The organism is Aquibium carbonis, assembly GCF_003970795.1.
Lineage (GTDB): Bacteria > Pseudomonadota > Alphaproteobacteria > Rhizobiales > Rhizobiaceae > Aquibium > Aquibium carbonis.
The window spans coordinates 22,354-29,910 of the sequence record NZ_RWKW01000028.1; the positions used below are offsets into that span (position 1 = coordinate 22,354).

The following is a 7,557-nucleotide window of genomic DNA, read 5'->3' on the forward strand; positions in this document are numbered from 1 at the left end:
GTCACGAGGACTGCTCCCGCCGCGTGCGTGCGACCGACCGGACGTAGAACATGGCAAAGAGCGCACAGATCATGAAGGTGACGACGGCCTGGGTGCGCGCCTGCAGCGGATCGTCCACCTCGATGATGGTGCGGCGCATGAACGGGCCCATCATCTCCGGAACGGCCGGGCCGAGCAGATAGGGGAGGGTGAAGGCCGAGAACAGGCCGAGGATGATGAAGGAGGCCGCGACGAGCAGCGTGCCCCTGATCCGCGGCAAAACGATGTACCACAACACGGCGAAGGATCCCGCGCCGACGTCGCGCGCAGCGTCGATCGAGGCACGCGACACGTTGGACAGGCCCGCCAGGATGATCAGCAGCGTCAACGGCAGATTGTCCCACACCAGCCCGATGATCGGCCCCCAGGGCGTCAGGTAGGGCGATGGAATCTTGGGCAGACCGACCGCCGTCAGCAGGATGTCGACGGTGCCGTTGGGGCCAAGCGTGCGGATCAGCGCGTAGGCGAGCAGGATGGACGGCACGAACAGGGGAAACAGGGCCAGCGCCTGAATGTAGCCGGCGAGGCGGGTTTCGGAAAACCGCAGGTAGAGCGCGATGGGCAGGCTGATGACGAGCAGCAGGACCGTGCAGATGGCCGCCACCTGGATGGTCAGCCACAGGTTGCGCAGGCTGAACCCGTCGGAGAAGAAGAAGCGGTAGGATTCCAGGCTGAAGTGACGTCCGTCCGGACCCCGCACGGTCAGGGTGTCGAATACCGACACACTGACCGGCCAGAGGATGAGCGCGCCAATTAGCGTGACGGGCGCGGCGACCAGGAGGAGGCCGATGAGCCCCCTCCCGTCGACGTGCCGACGCTTGACGGCGGCCGTGGCTGCCTCAACGGTTGACATGCGGCGCCACGTTGCGGAACCAGCCGTCGCTGATGGCGGACACCCAGGGTCCGCCCGGGAACGTCGGTATCGAGGCCGGCTGCAGGTTCGAATACTTGGACGCGAGTTCCTCGGGCAGGTGTTCCCAGCCGATGGCCGGGAAGGCGCCGATCTCGGTGACGACCTTGGTCTGGATCTCCTCGGACAGCACGAGGTCGGCGAGCTTGAGGGTGGCTTCGAGGTTGCCCGCGTTGGTCGGAACGGTCATGTCGGCGAAGCCGCCCGCGAAAGCCAGATCCGTGAGCTGGGTGAAGGCGATCGTCTCGGGAAGGACGCCCTTGTTGACCGCGTCGAGGGCCATGTCGGACCAGACCGGAGCCATGGTGATGACGCCCTGCGCCAGCATCTGGATCGACTGCATGTTGTCGGCCGTATAGGAGCCGGGCCCGTAGGTGTAGGGCGCGATTTCCTTTAGCAGCTCGAAGCCCTTGGCCAGGAGTTCGTCGCTCTCGCCCTGCACGTAGTTGTCGATTCGGAAGAGCGACGGATCGCGGCCGTTGGCCTCGTGAATGGCGCGACGGACGAAATTGCCGCCCGAGCCACCGGTATCGGGACGGTTGTGGGTGAACTGGCCGGGATTTTCCTTCATCCAGGCGACCAGCTCGGCCCAGGTCTTCGGCGCGTTTTCCGGCGCGAGCTTGGTGGTGTCGTAGGCCAGGACGACCTGCGTGCCGCGATAGGGGAGACCGTAGTTGGTCTCGATCGTCACGGGGTTGATCTTGTCGTAGTTCTGCAGGCCGGCTTCGGTGAAGTCGACCCAGAGGCCCTTCTCGATCGCGCCCGCGGGGAGGTTCGGATCGTTCTCGTCGAAGATGTCGACCTGCGGATCGACCTCGGTGCCCAGCGCCGCGAGCGTGCGCTCGACGATCGGTGCGATCGCGTTGCGGGCGCTGACGACGTTCAACGTGTACTCGGGATGGGCGGACTCGTAAGCCGGCTTGATGATGTTGTTCCAGAAGTTGATGATGTTGGAATCGCCGGTGATGTAGACGTCGATGCGATTGACATCGGCGAAAGCGACGGACGGCGCGGCGACGAGGGCTGCGGCCGCGAATGTGCAACGGATAAGCTGTCTGCGGTTCATCTTGGTCTCCAGATTTCAGGCAGCAGACGACGCGTTCCGGCACGGTGACGCCAGAAGTCGTGCGCTGTGGACGCTTCCTTGATTTGCTCGCCGCCAGGGGTGTGGCGGGGGTCGATGACCCTCCCCGGAATTACCCAAGCATTGTGAAATGCGGATGACAGCTGTAGGTACAGCTCGACAAGGAGAGCCGGACTCCATACAATCCGAGGATCGGGAAGAGGCACGGTCGCAGGCATGAAATCGCAATGGGCAGCCCTGTATGAGAACCTGAAGTCGGACATCGAGGACGGGCGCCTTGCCGCGGGCGAGCGGCTTCCTCCCGAGCAGGAGCTCTCGGCCCGGCACGGCGTGAGCCGCAACACGGTCAGGCGCGCCTATCTCGCCCTGTCCCAGGACGGTTCGATCCGCAGCATCAACGGGCGCGGCAGCTTCGTCATGCGCACCAACGTGACCTACGAGATCGACGCCGTGTCGCGGTTTCGCGACGTGCTGGAAAAACAGGGCGTGGCCAGTTCCTCGCAACTCGTCGACAGCGCAGTCACGACCGCGGATGCGGAGCTTGCGGCAAGGCTGGAAACCACGGAAGGCAGCGCGGTCCTGTCCCAGACCACGATCATTCTCGGCGACGGGGTGCCCTTCATCCTGACGACGCGCTACTTTCCGGCCGACCTGATCGAGGATTTCGAGCAGAGGCTGCTGCGGGTCGGGTCGTTCACGTCGCTCCTCAAGGAGGCGAAGCTGGGCGACCTGCATCGCAAATCCACGACCGTGGGAGCCCGATTGCCCGACGAACGCGAATCGTCGCTGCTGAAGTGCCCGCGGAACGCTCCGCTTCTCGACGTGGTCGCGACCGGCATGCTGGCCGACGGACGGATCGTCGAATGGCAGCACGCGGTCATGAACAGCCGGCTGATCAAGCTGTCATTCGTCAACGCGTGAGGCGGCGGCCATGGCCTGGCGGCTCCGAGGGCCGCCCGCGCAGCGCCAGTCCATATGAGGAAAGCCCTGCCGCACGTGGCGGTCAGGGCTCCATTCAGGTCCGGATATGTCCGGCTTGGCGGAGAGTGCTCTCCGATGATTTCGGGCGCAACGCGGGATGACCGACGGCCCGACCAGCAGTCTCTGATTGTCAGGGGAAACGGCGGGCGACGTGACGGCGCAAGCGCCGCGCCTGCCGCGGTCCCGCTAGGAGCGGGACCCTGGGGAACAGTCCGGTGGAGTCATGCCTCCCTCCTGTGTCTGTTTCGCCGTGCCGGCGGGGCGCGTACCGGGGTCATCAGGCTCCGGCGGGCGCCGACGTCTTGCAGCCGACGAAGGAAGATTGACCCCGATCGCGCCGGGGGTCAAGGCCCGGCGGGTTCTCGTCACCAAACGTGATCACCCCCCGGCGAAGACCGGCGCTTCATCCACGGCCTCTCGGTTATCCACACGTCGCACCGTTATCCACAGGCTGCGTGTCAGGAACCTGTTTCCTCTTTGTTCTTTGCGCTTGCCTGCGCGCGGCATTGGCGTCTAACTCCATGCCGCATTGCACGCGCGCCTCTCGACGTGGCGGCGATCGATCCTACATGAGGACGGTGCGGGGTCCCTGTCCGCCGCGCATTCCCACACCGAGCACGAGGCGGCGATCCGGCCATGGCCGACCAGAAGTACATATCGATCCGCGGCGCGCGCGAGCACAATCTCAAGAACGTCGATCTCGACATCCCCCGCGACAGCCTGACGGTGATGACCGGCCTGTCGGGTTCGGGCAAGTCGTCGCTCGCCTTCGACACCATCTATGCCGAGGGCCAGCGCCGCTACGTCGAGAGCCTGTCGGCCTATGCGCGCCAGTTCCTGGAGATGATGCAGAAGCCCGACGTCGACCAGATCGACGGCCTGTCGCCCGCCATCTCGATCGAGCAGAAGACGACGTCGAAGAACCCGCGCTCCACGGTCGGCACCGTCACCGAGATCTACGACTACATGCGCCTGCTCTTCGCCCGCGTCGGCGTGCCCTATTCGCCGGCCACCGGCCTGCCGATCGAGAGCCAGACGGTGTCGCAGATGGTCGACCGGGTGCTCGCCGTCGAGGAGGGCTCGCGGCTCTTCGTGCTCGCCCCGATCGTGCGCGGCCGCAAGGGCGAATACCGCAAGGAACTGGCCGAACTGCAGCGCAAGGGTTTTCAGCGCGTCAAGATCGACGGGCAGTTCTACGAGATCGCCGAGGCGCCCGCGCTCGACAAGAAATACAAGCACGACATCGACATCGTCGTCGACCGCATCGTGGTGCGCGGCGACATCGCCGCCAGGCTGGCCGATTCGCTGGAAACCGCCTTGCGGCTGGCCGACGGACTGGCCATCGCCGAATTCGCCGACAAGCCGCTGCCTCCCGGGGAGACGTCGGAGGGCGGCAGTGCCAACAAGTCGCTCAACGAGACGCACGAGCGGATTCTCTTCTCGGAAAAATTCGCCTGTCCGGTCTCCGGCTTCACCATCTCGGAAATCGAGCCGCGTCTCTTCTCCTTCAACAATCCGTTCGGCGCCTGCCCGACCTGCGACGGGCTGGGCAGCCAGCGCGCGATCGACCCGCTGCTGGTCATTCCCGACGAGAACCTGTCCCTGCGCGACGGCGCGGTAGCCCCCTGGGCGCGCTCCTCCTCGCCCTATTACGGCCAGACGCTCGACGCGCTGGGCAAGGCCTATGGCTTCAAGCTCGGCGACCGCTGGAGCGAGCTGCCCGAGGCGGCGCGCAACGCCATCCTGCATGGCACGGGATCGAAGCAGATCGCGTTTTCCTATGACGACGGCATGCGTTCCTACAAGACCTCGAAGACCTTCGAGGGCGTGATCCCCAATCTCGAGCGGCGCTGGAAGGAGACCGAGTCGGCCTGGAGCCGCGAGGAGATCGAGCGCTACATGTCGGCTACGCCCTGTCCGGCCTGCCACGGTTTTCGCCTGAAGCCGGAAGCGCTGGCGGTCAAGATCGCCGGCCGACACATCGGCGAGGTGACGCAACTGTCGATCCGCAACGCCAGCGCCTGGTTCGAGGCGCTGCCGGCGCAGATGAACGCCAAGCAGAACGAGATCGCGGTGCGGATCCTCAAGGAAATCCGCGACCGGCTGCGCTTCCTCAACGACGTCGGTCTCGACTATCTGTCGATGTCGCGCAATTCCGGCACGTTGTCGGGCGGCGAGAGCCAGCGTATCCGGCTCGCCTCGCAGATCGGCTCGGGGCTGACCGGCGTGCTCTACGTGCTCGACGAGCCGTCGATCGGCCTGCACCAGCGCGACAACGCGCGCCTCCTCGACACGCTCAAGCACCTGCGCGACATCGGCAACACGGTCGTGGTGGTCGAGCACGACGAGGACGCGGTGCGCACCGCCGACTATGTCGTCGACATGGGGCCGGCCGCCGGCATCCATGGCGGCCGCGTCGTCGCCGAGGGCACGCCGGCCGAGATCATGGCCAACCCGAAATCGCTGACCGGGCAGTATCTCTCCGGCGCGCTGTCGATCCCGCTGCCGGCGCAGCGCCGGGCGCTGAAGAAGGGCCGCCGCATCAAGGTGGTCAACGCCCGCGGCAACAATCTGAAGAACGTGACCGCCGAGATCCCGCTCGGCACGTTCACCTGCGTCACCGGCGTCTCGGGCGGCGGAAAATCCACCTTCCTGATCGAGACGCTGTTTCGCGCCGCCTCGCGGCGCATCATGGGTGCGCGCGAGCACCCGGCCGAGCACGACCGCATCGAGGGGCTGGAATTCCTCGACAAGGTCATCGACATCGACCAGTCGCCCATCGGCCGCACCCCGCGCTCCAACCCCGCCACCTACACCGGCGCCTTCACGCCGATCCGCGACTGGTTCGCCGGCCTGCCGGAGGCCAAGGCGCGTGGATATCAACCGGGGCGCTTTTCCTTCAACGTCAAGGGTGGGCGCTGCGAGGCCTGCCAGGGCGACGGCGTCATCAAGATCGAGATGCACTTTTTGCCCGACGTCTACGTCACCTGCGACGTCTGCCACGGCAAGCGCTACAACCGCGAGACGCTCGACGTCACCTTCAAGGGCAAGTCGATCGCCGACGTGCTCGACATGACGGTGGAGGAGGGCGCCGAGTTCTTCGCCGCGGTTCCCGCCGTGCGCGACAAGCTTGAGACGCTGGCCAAGGTCGGCCTCGGCTACATTCATGTCGGCCAGCAGGCCACCACGCTGTCGGGCGGCGAGGCGCAGCGCATCAAGCTCGCCAAGGAGCTGTCGCGCAAGGCCACGGGCAAGACGCTCTACATCCTCGACGAGCCCACCACCGGCCTGCATTTCCACGACGTCGCCAAGCTGCTCGAAGTCCTCCACGAGCTCGTCGACCAGGGCAACACGGTCGTCGTCATCGAGCACAATCTGGAGGTCATCAAGACCGCCGACTGGATTCTCGACCTCGGCCCGGAGGGCGGCGACGGCGGCGGCGAACTGGTCGCCGTCGGCCGGCCGGAAGACATCGTCAAGGAGTCGCGAAGCTACACCGGCCAGTTCCTGAAGGAGCTGCTGGAGCGCCGCCCGGCGGGAAAGAAGGCGGCGGCGGAGTAGGATGAACGACGTCGTCGACCAGATACGCGAGCGTATCGAGGCCGGCAGGTTCAGGCTTTCCGACCATGCCCAGGGACGACTGAATGAGCGAAGCATCCTCCTGTCAGACATTCTCGCGAGCATTCCGACATGGACTGTCGTCGAGACCTATACCACTGGACGCATGGGACCTTCGTTTCTCGCACGGCACATCCTTCCGGCTGGCACGATCCATGCCGTTTGGGGTATGATCAACGACACTGCGGTTCATGCCGTCCTCGTGACGGTCTATCTGCCCGACAAGGACAAGTGGGATGAGCACTCCACAAGCCGACGCAAGGCGTGAGCACGTTACCAAGCTCGTAGAGGAAGGCGGCTATGTCGCCAGGATTCCGGTCGAGCTCATCTACGAGCCCGACGACCAAACCGGCTGGGGTCCTTACCTCTCCGCCGCGGATGCCCTGAAGCTCGACGAAGTCCGCCGGGCGTTGCGCCGTCGCGATATTGCCGGCGCGGCGAGACATGGGGAAGTGTTTGAGATGACCAAGGTGGCGTGACGCGTAGCGAACCGGCGGCGCAATGCCTGTTGGAGGACGTCGTCAAGGAACCCCGCAGCTACACCGGCCAGTTCCTGAAGGAGCTGCTGGAACGCCGCCCTGCGGGGAAGAAGGCGGCGGCGGAGTAGAGGCGCGCCACGCAAACGCTTGGCTATTGGCGAAGCCGGCGGAGAGAGTGATCTCCCCCGCAAGGACGGGCCGAGTCCCGTGGCTCGGGCCAGGCAACCGGCAGGCAAAGGAGGGCGCCGTAGGGCGCAGGCTATCGCAAGGTAGCAGGACCGACAGCGCTGACCTTCCGGTTCGATATCCAGTGCGCCCGAAGGCCCAACCGCGTGGACAGATTCCACCCAGCCCCAACGAAATCAGACGCTTCCACGAAATCCATCCACGGCTCCCCGCTCCAACCCCACAATGGCCGCGGTTTTTGGAGGCAAGGGCATGGACGA

At 65.5% G+C, this 7,557-nt stretch carries 7 protein-coding genes; 5 read left to right on the forward strand and 2 right to left on the reverse strand.

Annotated elements, in window-relative coordinates; all coding sequences use genetic code 11:
* Nucleotide 1: 1 nt before the first annotated feature.
* Nucleotides 2-892, reverse strand: a complete 891-nt coding sequence (locus tag EJC49_RS07860; RefSeq protein ID WP_126699000.1) for an ABC transporter permease — start codon at nucleotides 890-892, stop codon at nucleotides 2-4.
* Nucleotides 879-2,015, reverse strand: coding sequence for an extracellular solute-binding protein (locus EJC49_RS07865; protein WP_126699002.1), 1,137 nt, complete (start codon nucleotides 2,013-2,015; stop codon nucleotides 879-881). Before EJC49_RS07865 ends, EJC49_RS07860 begins: the two co-directional genes overlap by 14 nt.
* A gap of 234 nt (nucleotides 2,016-2,249) precedes the next feature.
* Between EJC49_RS07865 and phnF the strand changes: the two genes are divergently transcribed.
* The 5 genes from phnF (at nucleotide 2,250) to EJC49_RS26195 (ending at nucleotide 7,239) form a co-directional block, all read left to right on the forward strand.
* Nucleotides 2,250-2,954, forward strand: coding sequence for a phosphonate metabolism transcriptional regulator PhnF (phnF, locus tag EJC49_RS07870; RefSeq protein WP_126699004.1), 705 nt, complete (start codon nucleotides 2,250-2,252; stop codon nucleotides 2,952-2,954).
* 696 nt (nucleotides 2,955-3,650) lie between these two features.
* Nucleotides 3,651-6,575: an excinuclease ABC subunit UvrA gene (gene uvrA / locus EJC49_RS07875; protein ID WP_126699006.1), complete on the forward strand. Its 2,925-nt coding sequence runs from the start codon at nucleotides 3,651-3,653 to the stop codon at nucleotides 6,573-6,575.
* Nucleotide 6,576: 1 nt separating this feature from the next.
* Nucleotides 6,577-6,900: a DUF4258 domain-containing protein gene (locus EJC49_RS07880; RefSeq protein WP_126699008.1), complete on the forward strand. Its 324-nt coding sequence runs from the start codon at nucleotides 6,577-6,579 to the stop codon at nucleotides 6,898-6,900.
* Nucleotides 6,869-7,111 (forward strand): hypothetical protein, encoded by a 243-nt coding sequence (locus EJC49_RS07885; RefSeq protein WP_126699010.1) that lies wholly within the window; start codon nucleotides 6,869-6,871, stop codon nucleotides 7,109-7,111. The genes EJC49_RS07880 and EJC49_RS07885 overlap by 32 nt, the downstream gene beginning before the upstream one ends.
* The gene (locus EJC49_RS26195) at nucleotides 7,108-7,239 is read left to right on the forward strand and encodes a hypothetical protein (protein ID WP_280960012.1); all 132 of its coding nucleotides are present in this window, start codon (nucleotides 7,108-7,110) and stop codon (nucleotides 7,237-7,239) included. Before EJC49_RS07885 ends, EJC49_RS26195 begins: the two co-directional genes overlap by 4 nt.
* Nucleotides 7,240-7,557: the final 318 nt, after the last annotated feature.